Genomic DNA, 17,405 nt, shown 5'->3' with positions numbered 1-17,405 from the left:
TTGACGTGAAAGCTTCCGACGTCAGATCGATGACCCAGAACGAACTCACCGACGAGCTCGTAAAGCTGAAGAAGGAGCAGTTCAATCTGCGCTTCCAGCGTGCCACGGGTCAGCTAGAAAACACCGCCCGCGTGCGTCAGATCCGTCGCGACATCGCGCGGATCAAGACCATCTCCGCTCAGAAGGCGGTAGGGGCTTAAGGCCTGAGGAACGAATATGCCGAAACGAATTCTGCAGGGGACAGTGGTCTCCGACAAGAACGACAAGACCGTCGTCGTCCTGGTGGAGCGCCGCTTCACCCACCCGCTCTTCAAGAAGACGGTGCGCCGGACTAAGCGCTATAAGGCGCACGACGAAGCCAACCAGTTCAAGGTTGGTGACCGCGTCTCGATCGAGGAAACGCGTCCCATCTCCAGGGACAAGAACTGGATCGTCGTAACAGAAGACTCCGCAGTCGCGGGTTGAGTAATTTTCCGGGAGTGGCGTTCTTTCAGAGCGTTCCCGGCAGTAGCTTAAAGGCAAGCTGACATGATTCAGATGCAAACAAACTTGGACGTGGCCGATAATTCGGGCGCCCGCCGCGTTATGTGCATCAAGGTTCTGGGCGGTTCCAAGCGCAAGTACGCTTCCGTAGGCGACATCATCGTCGTCTCGATCAAGGAAGCGATCCCGCGCGGACGCGTCAAGAAGGGCGATGTGGCAAAGGCGGTCGTGGTTCGCACGGCCAAGGACATCCGTCGTCCGGACGGTTCCGTCATTCGTTTCGACACGAATGCCGCCGTCCTGATCAACAACAACAAAGAGCCTATCGGCACGCGTATCTTTGGCCCGGTTCCTCGTGAACTGCGCGCGAAGAACCATATGCGCATCGTGTCGCTGGCACCGGAAGTTCTTTAAGGGGAGCGGACGATGAATAGACTCCGTAAAGGCGACAAGGTCGTCGTGCTCGCCGGCAAGGACAAGGGCCGGTCGGGCGAGATCACCAAGATGATGCCGAAGGACGAGAAAGCTCTCGTCGGCGGGATCAACATGGTCAAGCGCCACCAGCGCCAGACCCAGAACACCGAAGCCGGTATCGTTTCGAAGGAAGCGCCGATCCATCTGTCGAATCTCGCGCTCGCCGATCCTAAGGACGGCAAGCCGACCCGCGTGGGTATCAAGGTGAGCGACGATGGCAAGCGTGTGCGCTTCGCCAAGCGTTCGGGAGAAGAGATCAATGGCTGAAGCCGCTTCCGTCTACGAACCACGCCTCAAGGGCGTTTATCGCGAAGAGATCCGCGGAAAAATGCAGGAGCAGTTTTCCTATCGGAACCCCATGGAGGTTCCGCGGATCGACAAGATCGTGATCAATATGGGTGTCGGCGAAGCGACCGGCGACTCTAAGAAGCCGGCCAATGCGGCGGAGTCCCTCGCTTTGATCGCAGGTCAAAAACCTGTTATCACCCGCGCGAAGAAATCGATCGCCGGTTTCAAAGTGCGTGAAGACATGCCGATCGGCACCAAGGTCACGCTCCGCAAGGACCGGATGTACGAATTCCTCGATCGTCTCGTGCAGATTGCTCTGCCGCGCGTTCGGGACTTCCGTGGACTGAACCCGAAAAGCTTCGATGGTCGTGGCAACTACGCCATGGGCATCAAGGAACACATCGTTTTCCCCGAGATCAACTACGACAAGGTCGATCAGATGTGGGGAATGGACATCATCGTCTGTACGACGGCGAAAACCGACGAGGAAGCGCGCGCCCTTTTGAAGGCGTTCAACTTCCCCTTCCGCCAGTAACGGCAGACGAGAAAGGATACAGTCATGGCCAAAAAAGGCATGATCGAGCAGAACAAGCATCGTCGTGAGATGGTTGCGAAGTATGCCGCCAAGCGCGCCGCGCTGAAGGCGATCACCAAGAATGCCGAAGCTTCGATGGAAGAGCGCTTCAAGGCCCAGCTCGAGCTGGCCGATATGCCGCGCAATTCCTCGAAGACGCGCATTCGGAACCGCTGCGAGGTCTCGGGCCGTCCGCGGGCATACTATCGCAAGCTCAAGATGAGCCGTATCGCGCTTCGCGAACTCGGCAATAACGGCCAGATTCCCGGCCTCGTCAAGTCAAGCTGGTAAGGGAGAGTAGACCATGCAGTTGTCTGATCCTCTTGGCGATATGCTGACGCGCATCCGCAATGCGCTCATGCGCAACAAGACGAGCGTCTCCACTCCGGCCTCCAAGCTGCGCGGCCGCGTGCTCGATGTCCTGAAGGCCGAAGGCTACATTCGGGGCTACACGATCACCGAACACGGCACCGGCAAGACCGAGTTCGATATCGAGCTGAAATATTACGAAGGCGCACCGGTGATCCGCGAGATCGCTCGCGTCTCCAAGCCTGGCCGCCGCGTCTACGTTTCGGCCAAGACCATTCCGCAAGTCGCGAACGGCCTCGGCGTCACGGTCCTTTCGACTCCGAAGGGCGTCATGGCCGATCACTCCGCTCGTGAGCAGAACGTGGGCGGCGAGGTTCTCTGCCAGGTCCTGTAAGGGACTGATGGCTTGAGACGTCGCAGAGCAAACGGACAAGGTTTCGAATATGTCTCGTATTGGTAAGAAGCCGGTCGCTGTGCCCAATGGCGTGACTGCCTCGGTCGAGGGGCAGACGGTCAAGGCGAAGGGACCGAAGGGCGAACTCCAGTTCGTCGTCAATGACGAAGTCCTCGTGAAGATGGAAGACGGCGCGATCCAGGTCGATCCGAAGGATCAGTCGAAGGGAGCGCGGTCGAAGTGGGGCATGTCCCGCACGATGATCCAGAACATCATGACGGGCGTCGTTTCGGGCTTCGAGAAGAAGCTGGAGATCTCGGGCGTCGGTTACCGCGCGGCCAAGCAGGGCAACAACCTGCAGCTTTCGCTCGGTTTCTCCCACGAGGTGATCTACAAGGCGCCCGAGGGCATCGAGATCACCGTCCCGAAGCCGACCGAAATCACGGTTACCGGCATCGACAAGCAGCGCGTCGGCCAGGTTGCAGCGGAAATCCGCGAATACCGTCCGCCTGAGCCCTACAAGGGCAAGGGTGTGAAGTATGCCGGCGAGAAGATCGTCCGCAAGGAAGGCAAGAAGAAGTAAGTCATGGCTACGAAAACGGAATCTCTGCGTCGCCGGGCTCTGCGGATTCGCCGTTCGATCAAGAAGATCGCGAACGGTCGTCCGCGCCTTTCGGTTCATCGCTCGTCGAAGCATATCTATGCCCAGATCATCGACGACAGCGTCGGTCGCACTTTGGCTGCTGCTTCTTCGCTCGATCCGAAGCTCAAGGGCGATCTGAAAACTGGCGCGGATGTCGAAGCGGCATCTGCGGTCGGTAAGCTGGTCGCTGAGCGCGCCAAGGAAGCCGGTGTCTCTGACGTCGTCTTCGATCGCGGTGCCTTCATCTATCACGGCCGCATCAAGGCGGTGGCTGAAGGTGCTCGCGAGGGCGGTCTCAACTTTTAAAGCTTTCTCCGCCCGGTACTTTGTTGTATCGGGCGGCTGAATAAACAAATGGAACGGGCTGCCGGTCGGCGCCCGTTCTTTTCGCAATGACGCCTCCGGAAAAGAATAAGGACTAGGATATGGCGCCTCGTGACAATCGCAGAGAAGAGCAGGACGATGGATTCGTCGACAAGCTCGTTCACATCAACCGCGTCGCCAAGGTTGTGAAGGGTGGCCGTCGCTTCGGCTTCGCAGCCCTCGTCGTCGTCGGCGATCTCAAGGGCCGCGTCGGCTTCGGCCACGGCAAGGCACGGGAAGTGCCGGAAGCGATCCGCAAGGCGACGGAAGCCGCCAAGCGTGATCTGATCTTCGTGCCGCTTCGCGATGGCCGCACACTCCATCACGACGTTCACGGTCGCCATGGCGCTGGCAAGGTTCTGCTCCGCGCAGCCGAGGCCGGTACCGGTATCATCGCCGGTGGTCCGATGCGCGCCGTCTTCGAAGCCGTCGGCATGCACGACGTCGTCGCGAAGTCGCTGGGCTCGTCGAACCCTTACAACATGGTTCGCGCGACCTTCGAAGGCCTCAAGGAGGCCACCCATCCTAAGGACATCGCTGCCAAGCGTGGAATCAAGTATTCCGAGCTTCAGGCACGCCGTCAGGCAGCCACGGGTCATCACCCGCAGGCCGAACCGTCCGAAGAAGCTGTCGACGCCGCCTGAGGCGCGTCCAGTTCGATCTGATTGAAGGAGATGACTTCGATGGCTGACAAGACAGTTACGGTCGTTCAAATGGGTAGCCCGATCCGCCGTGCAAAATATCAGCGCCAGACTCTCGTGGGTCTCGGCCTGAACAAGATGCACCGGCAGCGCACGCTCGAGGATACGCCCTCCGTCCGCGGCATGATCGCCAAAGTCGCGCACCTTGTTAAGGTGGTCGAAAAGGCATGACGAGCCGGTGGGCGGCTTTGACCGTCCACCTCAACCAGGCTTTCAACGCGGTTGCCGAGGCCCTCGTCGCGAATTTCGCCTGACGCGCCCCGGTTTCGCTGGAGAAATGACATGAAACTTAACGAAATCACCGACAACGAAGGCTCGACGCATTCGCGCAAGCGCGTCGGTCGCGGTATCGGTTCCGGCAAGGGCAAGACTGGTGGTCGCGGCGTGAAGGGACAGAAGTCCCGTTCGGGCGTTGCGATCAACGGTTACGAGGGTGGCCAGATGCCGCTTTATCGTCGCCTTCCGAAGCGCGGCTTCACCAATATCTTCGCGAAGAACTACTCGATCGTATCGGTCGGTCGTCTTCAGCAGGCCGTCGATGCAGGCAAGCTCGACGCTTCTGGCGAGGTCGACACGGCAGCTCTGATCGCAGCCGGCGTTGTGCGGCGCTCCAAGGATGGCGTTCGGGTGCTCGGCGATGGTGAACTCACCGCTTCGCTCAAGCTCAACGTCGCCGGCGCTTCAAAGTCGGCCGTTGAAAAGGTCGAGAAGGCCGGCGGGTCGGTCAAGACCGCTTGAGTGAGTCGCAAGACTCTTTTGCCGACTGGGACGCGTGAAGCGTGACAGCGGGATAGATGATCGCCCGTTTCGCCCACTGCTTTGGCGAAACGGGCTTTTTGTTTTGGGGAAGTGGCGGCGTTTGGCCGCTTTGCTTGCGTCCTTCGCGACACCGGCTTATGTGTCGCGGCAGGCGGCGCGGCCAATAACGCGACAGCTTTCGCGCGCTCCGACGATCCGATCGTCGACGAGCGCGATATTCTGGAGATTTCCATATGGCATCGGCTGCAGAACAACTTGCCGCCAATCTAAATTTCTCGGCTTTTTCGAAAGCCGAAGATCTCAAGAAACGCATCTGGTTCACGCTCGGCGCGCTGATTGTCTACCGCCTCGGTACGTATATCCCGATGCCCGGTATCAATCCGGATGCTCTGGCGCAGGCGTTTCAGCAGCAGTCGACCGGTATTCTCGGCCTCTTCAATATGTTCTCGGGTGGTGCGGTCGGCCGTATGGCGATCTTCGCGCTCGGCATCATGCCCTACATTTCCGCCTCGATCATCATTCAGCTCATGACGTCGGTGATCCCGTCGCTCGAACAGTTGAAGAAGGAGGGGGAACAGGGCCGTAAGGTCATCAACCAGTATACGCGTTACGGCACGGTGCTGCTCGCGATGGTTCAGGCTTACGGCATTGCAGCCGGCTTGCAGACCCAGGCCAATATCGTGGTCAACCCGGGATGGTTCTTCACCATGTCTGCGGTCATCACCCTCGTCGGCGGCACGATGTTCCTGATGTGGCTTGGCGAGCAGATTACCGCGCGCGGTATCGGTAATGGCATCTCGCTGATCATTTTCGCAGGCATCGTCGCGAATCTGCCCTCGGCTCTGGCAAATCTCCTCGAACTCGGTCGCACCGGTTCGCTTTCGACCGCCATCATCATCGTCGTCATCGCGCTCGCGATCGGCACGGTGGCGATGATCGTGTTCTTCGAACGCGCCCAACGGCGGCTGCTGATCCAGTATCCGAAGCGCCAGGTCGGCAACCGGATGTTCCAGGGCGATACCTCGCACCTGCCGCTGAAGCTGAACACCGCCGGTGTTATCCCGCCGATCTTCGCTTCTTCGCTGCTGCTTCTGCCGGTAACGGTCGCGAACTTCTCCAACACCGAGGAACTGCCGGATTGGGCGACTGCCGTTGTCGCCTCGCTCGGCCACGGTCAGCCGCTCTACATGCTCTTCTATGCGGGCCTGATCGCGTTCTTCGCCTTCTTCTACACGGCCGTCGTGTTCAATCCGAAGGACACAGCCGACAATCTGAAGAAGCATGGCGGCTTCATTCCGGGCATCCGTCCGGGTGAACGGACGGCAGAATACATCGATTATGTCCTGACCCGCATCACCGTGATCGGCGCGATCTATCTGGTTCTCGTCTGTCTATTGCCCGAATTTCTGATTTCCGCAGCCGGCGTTCCGTTCTATCTGGGTGGTACCTCGCTGCTGATCGTCGTCAGCGTCACGATGGATACGGTGGCGCAGGTCCAGGGGCATCTTCTTGCCCACCAGTACGAGGGCCTGATCAAGAAGTCCAAGCTAAGAGGGGGGAAGAAACGCCGATGAGACTGATACTGCTGGGCCCGCCGGGAGCGGGAAAGGGGACGCAGGCCAAGCGCCTCGTGGAAAAACACGGCGTCCCCCAACTTTCGACCGGTGACATGCTGCGCGCCGCCGTCGCCAATCAGACGGAGGTGGGCAAGAAGGCCAAGCAGATCATGGACTCCGGCGGGCTGGTTTCAGACGACATCGTCAATCAGATCGTCTCGGACCGGATCGAAGAAGAGGACTGCGCCAACGGCTTCATTCTCGACGGCTATCCTCGGACGCTGAATCAGGCCGATGCGCTCGATGAGATCCTGAGCGCCAAGAACATGAAGCTCGATCGTGTGGTCGAGATGAAGGTGGACGACGACGCGCTCGTCCACCGCATCACCGGCCGGTACACCTGCGCCAGTTGTGGTGCGCTATACCACGACACCGACAAGAAGCCGGCCAAGGAAGGCGTCTGCGACGAATGCGGTTCGACCGAGTTCAAGCGGCGCGAGGACGATAACGAGGCGACCGTACGTCAGCGGCTTCGGGCGTACTACAAGGACACCTCGCCACTGGTCGGCTACTACCACTGCAAGGGCTCGCTGGCCCGAGTGGATGGCATGGCCGAGATCGACGAAGTAACGAGCTCGATCGAAGCTGCGATAAAAGGCTGATCGCGGTTCAGTATTGATTTCGAAGGCGGAAGCGTCCGCCTTCGGTTGACTTGTCAAGCGGTGTTTTTTATAGGCTAGCGCCATCCGCGAATCCGTTGCGATCGACGTGGGCTCCTCCCATATCCGGGAGAACCACATCGGTCGCTTTTGGCCGTAACGCATTTGTTCTCAAAGCGTCGGCTGGCAACCATCAAGTTTAGGAGTGACGACGTGGCACGTATCGCTGGCGTCAATATCCCGACGAGCAAACGCGCAGTCATCGCGCTGCAGTACATTCACGGCATCGGCCCGTCCCATGCCAAGACCATCATGTCGAAGGCCAACCTCACCGAGGAACGCCGGGTCAACGATCTGACGGACGCAGAAGTTCAGCAGATCCGTGAGATCATCGATCGCGATTATCAGGTTGAGGGCGATCTTCGCCGCGAGACCTCGATGAACATCAAGCGTCTCATGGACCTCGGCTGCTATCGCGGCCTGCGCCATCGCCGCTCGCTTCCGGTCCGCGGCCAGCGCACGCATACCAATGCGCGCACCCGCAAGGGTCCGGCCAAGGCGATCGCCGGCAAGAAGAAGTAAATTGGATCGGGCGTCTTGGAACGCCCGGTCAGGTGGAGCCGCCGGCATTACGGCGGTGCTGAGATCGAACGAAAGACATAACGCATGGCAAAAGAGCAGCGCGTTCGCCGCCGCGAACGCAAGAACATCTCCGCGGGCGTCGCCCACGTGAACTCGACCTTCAACAACACGCTGATCACGATCACGGACGCGCAGGGCAATGCGATTTCCTGGTCGTCCGCCGGTGCACAGGGCTTCAAGGGTTCGCGCAAGTCGACCCCGTTCGCCGCGCAGATCGCCGCCGAAGACTGTGCCAAGAAGGCGCAGGAGCACGGCATGAAGACGTTGGAAGTCGAGGTTTGCGGTCCCGGTTCGGGCCGTGAGTCGGCACTCCGCGCACTGCAGGCCGCCGGCTTCACGATCACTTCGATCCGTGATGTCACGCCGATCCCGCACAATGGTGTTCGTCCGCGCAAGAAGCGCCGCGTCTAAGAGCCTCAAAAACCCGGACCCAGCAGGGCTTCCGGGTTTCCCTGTTTCGTCCCCGCGCCGCCGTCCGTTCCGGGCCGCGGCGCGTCGGCGTGTCAGAACCATCGCCACGAATGGATGGTGGCGAGGAAACTGAAAGGCATCCACATGATTGCTAGTAACTGGCAAGATCTCTCGAAGCCCAACCAGGTGGTCTTCAAGGGGAGCGGGCGGACGAAGGCGTCTCTGACCGCAGAGCCGCTGGAGCGGGGCTTCGGCCTGACGCTCGGCAACGCGCTTCGTCGCGTGCTCCTCTCCTCGCTTCAGGGCGCGGCCGTGACCGCCGTACAGATAGACGGCGTTCTGCACGAGTTCTCGTCGATCCCGGGCGTGCGCGAGGACGTGACCGACATCGTCCTCAACATCAAGGAAATCAACATCGGCATGCAGGGCGAAGGCCCGAAGCGGATGGTGGTTCGCAAGCAGGGTCCGGGCGTCGTGCGCGCCGGCGACATTCAGACCGTCGGCGATATCGAGGTCCTGAACCCTGACCATGAAATCTGCACCCTCGACGAGGGCGCGGAGATTCGGATGGAGTTCACGGTCAACACCGGCAAGGGCTACATCCCGGCCGATCAGAACCGCGCCGAGGATGCACCGATCGGCCTGATCCCGATCGACGCCCTGTTCTCGCCGGTCAAGAAGGTGTCCTACAAGGTCGAGAATACCCGTGAGGGACAGGACCTGAACAAGGACAAGCTCACCATGCAGATCGAGACCGACGGTTCGATCTCGGGTGAAGATGCCGTCGCCTATGCAGCGCGCATCATCCAGGATCAGCTTTCGGTCTTCGTCAACTTCGAGGAGCCGCAGCGCGACCAGCGCGGCATGGCGATCGGGGCTGGCGTCGGCGGTGGTGCAGCGGCCGAAGAGCCGATGCAGGAGCTCGCCTTCAACCCTGCTCTTCTCAAGAAGGTCGACGAGCTGGAGCTTTCGGTCCGCTCGGCGAACTGCCTGAAGAACGACAACATCGTCTATATCGGCGACCTGATTCAGAAGACCGAAGCGGAGATGCTGCGCACCCCGAACTTCGGCCGCAAGTCGCTGAACGAGATCAAGGAAGTCCTCGCTTCCATGGGCCTCCATCTCGGCATGGAAGTCCAGGCCTGGCCGCCGGAGAATATCGACGATCTGGCCAAGCGCTACGAGGACCAGTACTAAGCCGATTAGAATCGGTATGTAGGCCTTCTTTTGAGGCCGATAGAGATTTCGGACCGGCGCCAGCGGCGGGCCGACAACCATTCAAAGGAACGGCGACACGTCCCGATGCTTCTCGAAGCGGACGGGCGTGGACGCAAAGATCCCGACCTTCAGCCGAAGCACCGATCAGGGCCGGCTGACTTCTAGACCAAGGAAACCCAACTCATGCGTCACGGAAATCGCGGCCGCAAACTCAATCGCACTTCGAGCCATCGTAAGGCGATGTTCAAGAACATGTCGGTCTCGCTCATCACCCACGAGCAGATCGTCACCACCCTTCCGAAGGCCAAGGAACTGCGCCCGATCGTCGAGAAGCTGATCACGCTCGGCAAGCGGGGCGATCTCCACGCTCGCCGTCAGGCTGCCTCCAAGCTGCAGGACGATGCTTCCGTTGCGAAGCTCTTCGACACGCTCGCGACTCGCTATGCGGATCGCCAGGGCGGCTATTGCCGTGTCCTGAAGGCCGGTTTCCGTTATGGCGACAACGCGCCGATGGCTGTTATCGAGCTCGTTGACCGCGATCCGGAAGCCCGTGGCGCCGCCGATCGTGCGCGCCTCGAAGCTGAAGAGAACGAGGAAAGCGAAGCCGCATAAGCTGGCATTCTCGCTATCGGAATTTCGAAGGGGCCCGCGCGGCCCCTTTTTCGTTTTGGCTTTATTGGTTTGTGGTGTGGTCGATGGGCTGCAGCGGCCTGTCCCGAACGACGTGGAGATGACCTTCATGACGCATGATCGCGTGCTCTTGACCGGCGCATCCGGTTTTATCGCCAAGCATATTCTGAAGCGTCTATTGGAAGAGGGATACGCCGTTCGCGGCACTGTTCGCTCGCCCGCCAAGGCGGATGAAGTTCGCAAAGCGATGATTGAGGCAGGTGTCTCCGTCGACCGGCTTGAAATGGCCGGTGCAGACCTCACGCGGGACGCCGGTTGGGGCGAGATCCTTCGCGACTGCCGCTATGTGATCCACTGCGCTTCGCCGTTTCCGTCCTTCCAACCAAAAGACAAGTTTGGCCTCGTGCCGATCGCACGGGACGGAACACTGCGCGTGCTGAAAGCCGCGAAGGAGGCGGGTGCGGAGCGCATCGTGCTGACCTCTTCCGTCGTTGCGGTCTACGTCGGCCATGGGAAGCGCGAGAACCGCACGTTCACCGAAGCCGACTGGAGCGATGTAGACGGGGAGGGTGCCTATCCTTACGCAGTTTCCAAGACCCTGGCCGAAAAGGCTGCTTGGGCGTTCTCTTCAGACAACGGTCTGGAACTCGCCACCGTCAATCCTGCCTTTGTCCTCGGCCCGATGGTCGACGGGGTGAGAGGGACGTCGCTCGATCTTTTGCACAACATGATGCGGGGGCGTCTGCTGGCCGTTCCGGACGCGGCCTTCGGCGTCGTCGACATTCGCGATGTCGCCGATGCGCATCTTCGTGCAATGACGGTGGATGCCGCGAAGGACCGGCGTTTCCTCCTTTCCGGCGGCACGCGCTCACTGAGGGAGATGGGCGCCGCGATCGCGCGCGAAATGCCTGAACTGAGTCGCCGCATGCCGCGCTTTACCTTGCCGGACTGGCTTGTGAGGAGTGCGGGTCTCCTGTCCAGGCAGGTAAGTCCGATCGTGCCCGAACTGGGCAAGCGCAAAACTTTTGATACAAGCCCGGCAAGAGATGTTCTGGGCCTTCGGCTCAGAGATGCCGACGAAGCGATCGTAGCTGCCGCCCGAAGTCTCGGAGAAGAGCGAACGGCGTAGCGGACCGGCACAGTTAATTTCACTGCGATCATCCCAAGCCCTCAGCCTAGAGCGCCGGACACTTAACCGTACGCATACCCTGCTTCTGTGAGGTAGTTCCAGCATTCGTCTGGGTCATAGAGACCGCAGATATCGCCGATGGCTCGCCATAGGGCATCGAATGTTCGAGCTTCTGCCTTTCGCAAATGCGCTTTGAGCTTGGCGAAGGCCATTTCGATTGGGTTGAGGTCGGGACTGTAGGGTGGGAGAAAGAGGAACCAGGCGCCCTTTTCCTTCAGGATCGCTGCTGCCCTTGCGCTTTTGTGAACCGCGAGATTATCGAGCACGACGACGTCGCCTTTGCTGAGCGTGGGGGCGAGCTGGGTCTCGATATAGGTATCGAAGGCGGATCGGTTCATGGCCCGATCGAGCACCCAGGGCGCTGTCAGACGATCGCAACGCAGGCCGGCGATGAAGGTCTACGTGCCCCAGTGGCCAAAGGGTGCCTTGGCTCGCAGCCTCTGGCCCTTGCGGCTTCGACCCCGCAACGGGGTCATCTTCGTATTGACTGAAGTTTCGTCGATGAAGACCAGCCGATGAGGCTGCAGCCGCATCCTTGGCTGGCGCTTGTCGACCCAGACGCGCCGCGCCTCACGAATGGCTGCGCGTGCGCACTCCGCTGCCATCAGCGATTTTTTTATATGTGAAGCCGCGTCTGCACAGAAAGCGCGAAAGAACCGCCGGAGCCGCTGTCATCCCATGAATCTCGAGAAGTTTGGCTGCCAGTTCCGGCATCGTGATGTCCGGTTGGCGCTCGACTTCATCGATCAGAAAGGTCTCGAAAGGATCCAACGTGCCGCTGCCCCGTGGCCGACCCTGTCGCGGCGGGGCAGCCGAGCCCTCGCGATCATGACGTTGCATCAGCTTGATCGCGAAGCTCTCACTCACACCGAAATATCGCGCGGTCGAGCGACGGGAATGGCCATCCACAATGCGCCCGACCACACGTTCACGAAGATCCATCGAATAGCTGCGGCCCATGATCCACCTCCTGTCTCAGTGAATCACGCCTCAGAAAACTTGCAAACCTTCGATTCTCATTTCGTGTCCGTCGCTCTAGTGCCTTGTCGATGGCTTGGAAGCACGGGACGTTGCCATAAAACTCCCGAATTTCCAGGTGCTCATCGTCATTGGCATCCGCGGTGACGTCGACCAGAAAAAGCCGCACAGAAAATGCGTGCTTCGTCAGCCTGCCATTTCCATCCCAGGGCCTCCTCGTAGAATGTCCGCTTCGCCGCATCGAGTTCTTCGGTGGGGTTCCGCTCGGCCGCAACGCGGCTCTCGCCGATGCCCCAAGCGTAAAATTCATCGAGACTGATCACTCCGTCCTCCTCGGCATCCATCGAGATGAACGCGGTCTCGCGCCCGAGGTTAAGTTCTTTTGCCAGAAGCGATGATCGCCGTTGAGATCCATCGTCGTGATCGTGTGGACCGTTTCTGCAACATCGCTGGACGCCGTGTCGTCCGAAGCCGAAACAGGGAGGGCAACAGCCACTGAGGCGATCGTAAGCGGCTTCTATATCGTTGGAATACGTGTCCTTTCGTCCTTCCTTGGACGCACACCAAGAATGGCTTGCCGAAGCGGCGCAGCCAGACGGCGACATTGTGTGTGACGTTTCATTGGAGACCTGTGTCGGACCGCTATCGGTCAACGCCCCTTCGCCACGCAAGCTGTTCATCCTCTCCGGCATTGGCCGCCGTCCAAGCGTGCGGCTTTGTGCATTTCACGCAGTCCCCGCTCTTGCGAGGGGCCTCATTTCACGGTTATGGGTTCGCCACCGGATGGGTGGCCGAGCGGTTTAAGGCACCGGTCTTGAAAACCGGCGTGCGGGAGACCGTACCGTGGGTTCGAATCCCACCCCATCCGCCATTATCTTATTTGTCCGGCCCGGAGACATGGGTAACAGAACGTACCTAAGACATAGGTGACAATCTCGTGCCGAACGGATTGTCGATTGTTTGCAAGGTTCTCTGCTCCAGGTCGATATATCCCAGATCGTAGCTCATGAAGCTGACGATCCAAATGCCGTCCTCAATCTCCTTTATACCCAGCCTCTGACCGGCCATGACGGTCGACACGTTGATCTTCTTCTTGTGCATGCAGATTCGCCCACAGGCGGTGACGAGGATGTCCCTGTCGTGGAAGGGATATTCGACGTCGGGCAAGCCTCGATAGGTTCTTGAAGAGGGGAGGTAGACCTGGTTCGGCGTCTTCATGCCGAGCGCTTCGTGCGGGCGTTCGTGGTTGAATTCTCTGACGAATTCGTCGAACCGTGCCTGCTGTTGCAGACTGTTCGCGCCGGGCGGCCGGGTCGTCTCCTTCTTCAAGGTCAGATGCATCCGTTCATGCCGACCGTTCTGTTGCGGATGGCCGGGTTTGATCCGCTCGATCGCGATGCCGAGCCTTATCCAAAAGACGGAAAGCTTCGACAAATTGTACAGCCCGTTTGGCGAGGCGAAGGGCAGGCCGTTGTCGGATCGCATCGCCTGCGGCAGGCCGCGTTCCTTGAACAGGCGCACGAAGGCCTCGATGACGGGATCTTCCTTCGTCGATTCCAAGGCTTCGCAACACAGAATCGAGCGGGACGCCTGATCGGTGACCGTCAAAGGGTAACAGTATCGGCCATTGCCGGTCTTGAACTCGCCTTTGAAATCCGTGCACCAGAGATCGTTGGGCTGGAGCGCTTGCGAGAGCTCTGTGCCGGTGGCGGTGAAGTGCCGCCTTTGACGGGCGCGCTTCACCAGGCCGTGCCGGTCGAGCACCGCATGAACCGTCGATTTGGCCGGTATACGCACGTCGCCGGCAAGCTTCCTGACCAGGATCTCCCTGATCTTCCTCGCACCCCAGTGCGGCTTGTCCCGCTTGGTCTCGATGATCAACCGCTCGATCGGGTCCGGCAGCTGGTTGGCGTAGCGCACGGGACGCCGTGAGCGGTCGGTCAGCGCTTCCAACCCTTCCTGCTTGTAGCGATCGAAGATCTTGTAGCCGGTCTTCCGGGAAATCCCGAACGCGCGGCACACATCGCTCATGCCTTCCCCGTCCAGAAGACGGGCTACGAAGCGCAGACGTTCGTCCATGACGGACCTTTCCATCCACGGCATCAACACCTCCCGCAAAGCGAAAAGTGTTACCCATGTCTCCGGTACGAACGGTCACCTATGTCTCGGGTCGGGAAATCGCCCGTCCCGAAGACGTGAGCGACAATCTCGCGCGAGATGGGATTGTCGATGGTTTGCGACCTATTGTGCTCCGGATTCACACATTCGAAGCCGCGTCTCGTTTCGCGACGACCTTCCCGTTGCACCTCTCGGGCAAACTTGCGCCGTCAAGAATGATGCTGCAATTGTCCTGCCTCAAATGCAGCTAGCCAGAGTTGAGCGTATTGGTGGATGTTGCGCACATCGCTCCTGAGTCTGCGCGGGATATCACTTGATGATAATGAAAGATGTGATTGTTGGTCGAAGGCGCAGGTCGTTGTCTTGCAAGAGCGAATTATGAGGTGGTCGAGAACCGTTGCTTTGTGTCTTTTGGCTTTGGGAACGTTGATCATGGCTGATCGGTCCTCTGCCGAAATATCGGAAATATCCAGCAACGCCGCCGTTTTCGCGCTTTCCGAAGAGGAGTTGGCGCAGCGCGGTCTCAAGATCGTGACGATTGGTGAACTCGATTTGCCGGACGGTCGTCTCATCGCCATGGACCCGCTGGTTTTCCCCGACAGGAAACCGCAGCAGCGGAAGGTCGAACCGGGGCGGTATCCGGTGGGTGTCGTCATAGGGACCCCCAAATACAGCCGACCGGCGATCCTGTTCATTCGCTTTTCGAAAGAGATACCGGTGCGGTTCGAAGCCGGTCTCGCGGAGGGACAGTCGGCGGATGGCCTTAAGGAAGACGAGTTCTACGGCGTTCCGGTCGACGCCGGTTTGGCCGCTTTGAGCAATACTGCGTTCACACGTGCGATGGACGCTCGCGAGAAGCTGGAAGCAGCTAAACCAAACAGTAAATTCGACAATTATTACGACAACGTCCTGAGCGAGCAGTTTCCCGGCAGCTCTGGCGATGAATATGGGCTTCACTTTCCAATGGAGGGTGATGCTGGTGCGGCTGTGATTTCACAGTCGGGTTGGGGCGATGGATTTTACCCGATCATCTGGGGCATTGCCGAGGATGGTGATCCGGCCGTCGCTTATCTGGACTTTTACGTGATCGAAGATGCCGACAATTCGGACGATCCGGAGGTAATCGGCGAACGGATGGAAGCCTCGATGAGCGGCTCAGAAAAGTCCGCCAACCGCGAGGCCCTGCAATTGCTTGCGTCCGATGATGGCGCAGGCTTTTCCGAGATGCTCCGCAGTGGCGCAATCGGAGCGAAAGACTACGTTCTCGGGAGAGGCGGCAGCTTTGCTTTCGAAGCGATCCGTACCGACAAACCGAATGTTTTACGTGCGATGATCGAAGCCGGCCTGACGAACGATCTTTCGCAACACGACGAATGGATGGAAGATATCGGCGGCTATATCGCCTATGCGCGCTATCTGCAGGCTCGATCATCTGCGACGGGAGAGAGTGGCGGCTCTCGTATTCCTCCCCGTTCGTCCGAACTCCTCGCAGTTATCGCGGAATGGGAGCGGCGCGTCGGCACCGGCGACAAATCCGAACTTACAAGGACTTCAGAATGAACTACGATCTCGTCGTCATCGGCTCGGGCCCGGGCGGCTATGTATGTGCCATCAAGGCGGCCCAGCTCGGCATGAAGGTCGCCTGCGTGGAGAAGCGCAAGACCTATGGCGGCACCTGCCTCAATGTCGGCTGCATACCCTCCAAGGCGCTGCTGCATGCGTCCGAGCGGTTTCATGAAGCGGGGCATGATTACGCCACGCTGGGCATCAAGGTGACGCCGGAACTCGATCTGCCGGCGATGCTCACCCACAAGGACAAGACGGTGAAGTCGAACGTCGACGGCATCGCCTATCTCTTCAAGAAGAACAAGGTCGACGGCTTCATCGGCACCGGCTCGATCGAGGCGAAGGGCAAGGTGAAGGTCGAGAAGGAAGACGGCTCCACAGAGACGCTCGAGGCCAAGAACATCGTCATCGCGACGGGTTCGGAAGTCGCCGGCATTCCGGGTGTCGATCTCACCTTCGATTCCGACACCATCGTCTCATCGGACTGGGCGATCGCGCTCGAAAAGGTGCCGGAGCATATGGTCATCGTGGGTGGTGGCGTGATCGGCCTTGAACTTGGCTCGGTCTGGTCGCGGCTTGGTGCGAAGGTCACCGTGGTCGAATATCTCGACAAGGTTCTCGGGCCGATGGACACCGAACTCTCCACGGCCTTCCAGAAACTGCTCGCCAAGCAGGGCTTCGAGTTCAAGCTCGGCGCGAAGGTGACCGGCGTTCAGAAGCAGGATGGCGGCGGCGCATCCGTTACGTTCGAGCCGGCCAAGGGCGGTGACAGCGAAACGCTGAACGCCGACGTCGTTCTCGTCGCGACCGGCCGCAAGCCTTACACGCAGGGTCTCGGCCTGGAGAACACCGGCGTGAAGGCAGATGATCGCGGCCGGGTCGAGATCGACGATCACTTCAAGACCAATGTCGACGGCATCTATGCGATCGGCGACGTGGTGCGCGGCGCGATGCTGGCTCACAAAGCCGAGGACGAGGGCGTGGCACTCGCCGAGCTGCTCGCCGGCCAGTCCGCCCATGTGAACTATGACGCGATCCCGTCCGTGGTCTACACCGCCCCGGAAGTCGCCTCGGTCGGCAAGACCGAAGAGGAGCTGAAGAAGGACGGCGTCGAGTACAAGGTCGGCAAGTTCCCCTTCATGGCGAACGGCCGTGCCCGCGCAATGCTTGCGACGGACGGTTTCGTGAAGATGCTGGTGGATGCCAAGACCGACAAGCTTCTCGGCTGCCATATCCTCGGCGCGTCTGCCGGTGATCTCATCGTCGAGGCCGCGCTCGTCATGGAATATGGTGGCGCTTCGGAAGACGTGGCGCTGACCAGCCACGCCCATCCGTCGCTCTCGGAAGCGATGCGCGAAGCGGCGATGGCGGCGGCCTACGGCAAGCCCATCCACATATGATCGAGACCTGATCCGCCGAGGCGGATGCGGCATGCGATCCCTTTCGAAGA

23 protein-coding genes, 1 tRNA gene and 1 pseudogene are annotated in these 17,405 nt (G+C 59.8%); 22 read left to right on the top strand and 3 right to left on the bottom strand.

What is annotated here, in order from left to right; genetic code table 11:
* Positions 1 to 5: 5 nt before the first annotated feature.
* From rpmC to ABRA89_RS14855, 19 genes are all read left to right on the top strand, one after another.
* Positions 6 to 200 (top strand): 50S ribosomal protein L29, encoded by a 195-nt coding sequence (gene rpmC, locus ABRA89_RS14945; protein WP_349942294.1) that lies wholly within the window; start codon positions 6 to 8, stop codon positions 198 to 200.
* Between the two features lie 16 nt (positions 201 to 216).
* The gene (gene rpsQ / locus ABRA89_RS14940; RefSeq protein WP_349942293.1) at positions 217 to 465 is read left to right on the top strand and encodes a 30S ribosomal protein S17; all 249 of its coding nucleotides are present in this window, start codon (positions 217 to 219) and stop codon (positions 463 to 465) included.
* A gap of 63 nt (positions 466 to 528) precedes the next feature.
* Entirely contained in the window at positions 529 to 897 is a 369-nt protein-coding gene (gene rplN, locus ABRA89_RS14935) for a 50S ribosomal protein L14 (RefSeq protein WP_349942292.1), read from the top strand.
* A gap of 12 nt (positions 898 to 909) precedes the next feature.
* Entirely contained in the window at positions 910 to 1,224 is a 315-nt protein-coding gene (gene rplX / locus ABRA89_RS14930; protein WP_349942291.1) for a 50S ribosomal protein L24, read from the top strand.
* On the top strand, positions 1,217 to 1,780 hold the full coding sequence (gene rplE, locus ABRA89_RS14925) for a 50S ribosomal protein L5 (protein ID WP_349942290.1): 564 nt from the start codon (positions 1,217 to 1,219) through the stop codon (positions 1,778 to 1,780). Before rplX ends, rplE begins: the two co-directional genes overlap by 8 nt.
* Before the next feature lie 24 nt (positions 1,781 to 1,804).
* A complete protein-coding gene (gene rpsN / locus ABRA89_RS14920) occupies positions 1,805 to 2,110 on the top strand; it encodes a 30S ribosomal protein S14 (RefSeq protein WP_349942289.1) in 306 nt (101 codons plus the stop codon).
* Positions 2,111 to 2,123: 13 nt separating this feature from the next.
* Positions 2,124 to 2,522 carry a 30S ribosomal protein S8 gene (rpsH, locus tag ABRA89_RS14915; protein ID WP_346221918.1) on the top strand — a complete coding sequence of 133 codons (399 nt, stop codon included), beginning with the start codon at positions 2,124 to 2,126 and terminating at the stop codon, positions 2,520 to 2,522.
* A gap of 49 nt (positions 2,523 to 2,571) precedes the next feature.
* On the top strand, positions 2,572 to 3,105 hold the full coding sequence (gene rplF, locus ABRA89_RS14910; protein ID WP_349942288.1) for a 50S ribosomal protein L6: 534 nt from the start codon (positions 2,572 to 2,574) through the stop codon (positions 3,103 to 3,105).
* 3 nt (positions 3,106 to 3,108) lie between these two features.
* Positions 3,109 to 3,471, top strand: coding sequence for a 50S ribosomal protein L18 (gene rplR / locus ABRA89_RS14905; RefSeq protein ID WP_349942287.1), 363 nt, complete (start codon positions 3,109 to 3,111; stop codon positions 3,469 to 3,471).
* Between the two features lie 119 nt (positions 3,472 to 3,590).
* Positions 3,591 to 4,172, top strand: coding sequence for a 30S ribosomal protein S5 (gene rpsE / locus ABRA89_RS14900; protein WP_349942286.1), 582 nt, complete (start codon positions 3,591 to 3,593; stop codon positions 4,170 to 4,172).
* 30 nt (positions 4,173 to 4,202) lie between these two features.
* The gene (rpmD, locus tag ABRA89_RS14895) at positions 4,203 to 4,400 is read left to right on the top strand and encodes a 50S ribosomal protein L30 (RefSeq protein ID WP_463671304.1); all 198 of its coding nucleotides are present in this window, start codon (positions 4,203 to 4,205) and stop codon (positions 4,398 to 4,400) included.
* 111 nt (positions 4,401 to 4,511) lie between these two features.
* Entirely contained in the window at positions 4,512 to 4,967 is a 456-nt protein-coding gene (rplO, locus tag ABRA89_RS14890; protein WP_349942284.1) for a 50S ribosomal protein L15, read from the top strand.
* A gap of 254 nt (positions 4,968 to 5,221) precedes the next feature.
* Entirely contained in the window at positions 5,222 to 6,562 is a 1,341-nt protein-coding gene (gene secY / locus ABRA89_RS14885) for a preprotein translocase subunit SecY (RefSeq protein ID WP_349942283.1), read from the top strand.
* Complete coding sequence (locus tag ABRA89_RS14880) at positions 6,559 to 7,206, top strand: adenylate kinase (protein WP_349942282.1); 648 nt, start codon at positions 6,559 to 6,561, stop codon at positions 7,204 to 7,206. The genes secY and ABRA89_RS14880 overlap by 4 nt, the downstream gene beginning before the upstream one ends.
* A gap of 210 nt (positions 7,207 to 7,416) precedes the next feature.
* Positions 7,417 to 7,785, top strand: coding sequence for a 30S ribosomal protein S13 (gene rpsM, locus ABRA89_RS14875; protein ID WP_349942281.1), 369 nt, complete (start codon positions 7,417 to 7,419; stop codon positions 7,783 to 7,785).
* An 84-nt stretch (positions 7,786 to 7,869) separates the two neighbouring features.
* Entirely contained in the window at positions 7,870 to 8,256 is a 387-nt protein-coding gene (rpsK, locus tag ABRA89_RS14870) for a 30S ribosomal protein S11 (protein WP_346221928.1), read from the top strand.
* 144 nt (positions 8,257 to 8,400) lie between these two features.
* The gene (locus ABRA89_RS14865) at positions 8,401 to 9,453 is read left to right on the top strand and encodes a DNA-directed RNA polymerase subunit alpha (protein ID WP_007066387.1); all 1,053 of its coding nucleotides are present in this window, start codon (positions 8,401 to 8,403) and stop codon (positions 9,451 to 9,453) included.
* A gap of 204 nt (positions 9,454 to 9,657) precedes the next feature.
* The gene (gene rplQ / locus ABRA89_RS14860; protein WP_349942280.1) at positions 9,658 to 10,086 is read left to right on the top strand and encodes a 50S ribosomal protein L17; all 429 of its coding nucleotides are present in this window, start codon (positions 9,658 to 9,660) and stop codon (positions 10,084 to 10,086) included.
* Between the two features lie 118 nt (positions 10,087 to 10,204).
* Positions 10,205 to 11,233: an SDR family oxidoreductase gene (locus ABRA89_RS14855; RefSeq protein ID WP_349942279.1), complete on the top strand. Its 1,029-nt coding sequence runs from the start codon at positions 10,205 to 10,207 to the stop codon at positions 11,231 to 11,233.
* A 62-nt stretch (positions 11,234 to 11,295) separates the two neighbouring features.
* Here ABRA89_RS14855 and ABRA89_RS14850 read toward each other — a convergent pair.
* Together ABRA89_RS14850 and ABRA89_RS14845 are read right to left on the bottom strand one after the other, a co-directional pair.
* Positions 11,296 to 12,253 (bottom strand): annotated as a pseudogene (locus tag ABRA89_RS14850) (IS630 family transposase).
* Positions 12,254 to 12,399: 146 nt separating this feature from the next.
* Entirely contained in the window at positions 12,400 to 12,615 is a 216-nt protein-coding gene (locus tag ABRA89_RS14845) for a hypothetical protein (RefSeq protein ID WP_349942278.1), read from the bottom strand.
* Between the two features lie 437 nt (positions 12,616 to 13,052).
* Here ABRA89_RS14845 and ABRA89_RS14840 point away from each other — a divergent pair.
* A tRNA-Ser gene (locus tag ABRA89_RS14840) sits at positions 13,053 to 13,142 on the top strand.
* Between the two features lie 44 nt (positions 13,143 to 13,186).
* Here the strand turns inward: ABRA89_RS14840 and ABRA89_RS14835 are convergent.
* A complete protein-coding gene (locus ABRA89_RS14835) occupies positions 13,187 to 14,374 on the bottom strand; it encodes an IS481 family transposase (protein WP_349942277.1) in 1,188 nt (395 codons plus the stop codon).
* A gap of 288 nt (positions 14,375 to 14,662) precedes the next feature.
* Here ABRA89_RS14835 and ABRA89_RS14830 point away from each other — a divergent pair, with 288 nt between their 5' ends.
* Positions 14,663 to 15,949, top strand: a complete 1,287-nt coding sequence (locus tag ABRA89_RS14830) for a DUF4241 domain-containing protein (RefSeq protein ID WP_349942276.1) — start codon at positions 14,663 to 14,665, stop codon at positions 15,947 to 15,949.
* A complete protein-coding gene (gene lpdA, locus ABRA89_RS14825; protein ID WP_349942275.1) occupies positions 15,946 to 17,355 on the top strand; it encodes a dihydrolipoyl dehydrogenase in 1,410 nt (469 codons plus the stop codon). The genes ABRA89_RS14830 and lpdA overlap by 4 nt, the downstream gene beginning before the upstream one ends.
* Positions 17,356 to 17,405: the final 50 nt, after the last annotated feature.

Source organism: Fulvimarina thalattae (assembly GCF_040239565.1).
GTDB lineage: Bacteria > Pseudomonadota > Alphaproteobacteria > Rhizobiales > Rhizobiaceae > Fulvimarina.
The sequence above is the reverse complement of the archived record's forward strand: the minus strand, read 5'-3'. Positions and strand labels throughout refer to the sequence as shown.

Excerpts from the sequence above, each read along its gene's own strand:
- rpsQ (WP_349942293.1), top strand. The coding sequence starts at position 217 with ATGCCGAAACGAATTCTGCAGGGGACAGTGGTCTCCGACAAGAACGAC.
- rplN (WP_349942292.1), top strand. The coding sequence starts at position 529 with ATGATTCAGATGCAAACAAACTTGGACGTGGCCGATAATTCGGGCGCC.
- rplX (WP_349942291.1), top strand. The coding sequence starts at position 910 with ATGAATAGACTCCGTAAAGGCGACAAGGTCGTCGTGCTCGCCGGCAAG.
- rplE (WP_349942290.1), top strand. The coding sequence starts at position 1,217 with ATGGCTGAAGCCGCTTCCGTCTACGAACCACGCCTCAAGGGCGTTTAT.
- rpsN (WP_349942289.1), top strand. The coding sequence starts at position 1,805 with ATGGCCAAAAAAGGCATGATCGAGCAGAACAAGCATCGTCGTGAGATG.
- rpsH (WP_346221918.1), top strand. The coding sequence starts at position 2,124 with ATGCAGTTGTCTGATCCTCTTGGCGATATGCTGACGCGCATCCGCAAT.
- rplF (WP_349942288.1), top strand. The coding sequence starts at position 2,572 with ATGTCTCGTATTGGTAAGAAGCCGGTCGCTGTGCCCAATGGCGTGACT.
- rplR (WP_349942287.1), top strand. The coding sequence starts at position 3,109 with ATGGCTACGAAAACGGAATCTCTGCGTCGCCGGGCTCTGCGGATTCGC.
- rpsE (WP_349942286.1), top strand. The coding sequence starts at position 3,591 with ATGGCGCCTCGTGACAATCGCAGAGAAGAGCAGGACGATGGATTCGTC.
- rpmD (WP_463671304.1), top strand. The coding sequence starts at position 4,203 with ATGACTTCGATGGCTGACAAGACAGTTACGGTCGTTCAAATGGGTAGC.
- rplO (WP_349942284.1), top strand. The coding sequence starts at position 4,512 with ATGAAACTTAACGAAATCACCGACAACGAAGGCTCGACGCATTCGCGC.
- secY (WP_349942283.1), top strand. The coding sequence starts at position 5,222 with ATGGCATCGGCTGCAGAACAACTTGCCGCCAATCTAAATTTCTCGGCT.
- ABRA89_RS14880 (WP_349942282.1), top strand. The coding sequence starts at position 6,559 with ATGAGACTGATACTGCTGGGCCCGCCGGGAGCGGGAAAGGGGACGCAG.
- rpsK (WP_346221928.1), top strand. The coding sequence starts at position 7,870 with ATGGCAAAAGAGCAGCGCGTTCGCCGCCGCGAACGCAAGAACATCTCC.
- ABRA89_RS14865 (WP_007066387.1), top strand. The coding sequence starts at position 8,401 with ATGATTGCTAGTAACTGGCAAGATCTCTCGAAGCCCAACCAGGTGGTC.
- rplQ (WP_349942280.1), top strand. The coding sequence starts at position 9,658 with ATGCGTCACGGAAATCGCGGCCGCAAACTCAATCGCACTTCGAGCCAT.
- ABRA89_RS14855 (WP_349942279.1), top strand. The coding sequence starts at position 10,205 with ATGACCTTCATGACGCATGATCGCGTGCTCTTGACCGGCGCATCCGGT.
- ABRA89_RS14845 (WP_349942278.1), bottom strand. The coding sequence starts at position 12,615 with ATGGATGCCGAGGAGGACGGAGTGATCAGTCTCGATGAATTTTACGCT.
- ABRA89_RS14835 (WP_349942277.1), bottom strand. The coding sequence starts at position 14,374 with ATGCCGTGGATGGAAAGGTCCGTCATGGACGAACGTCTGCGCTTCGTA.
- ABRA89_RS14830 (WP_349942276.1), top strand. The coding sequence starts at position 14,663 with ATGTTGCGCACATCGCTCCTGAGTCTGCGCGGGATATCACTTGATGAT.
- lpdA (WP_349942275.1), top strand. The coding sequence starts at position 15,946 with ATGAACTACGATCTCGTCGTCATCGGCTCGGGCCCGGGCGGCTATGTA.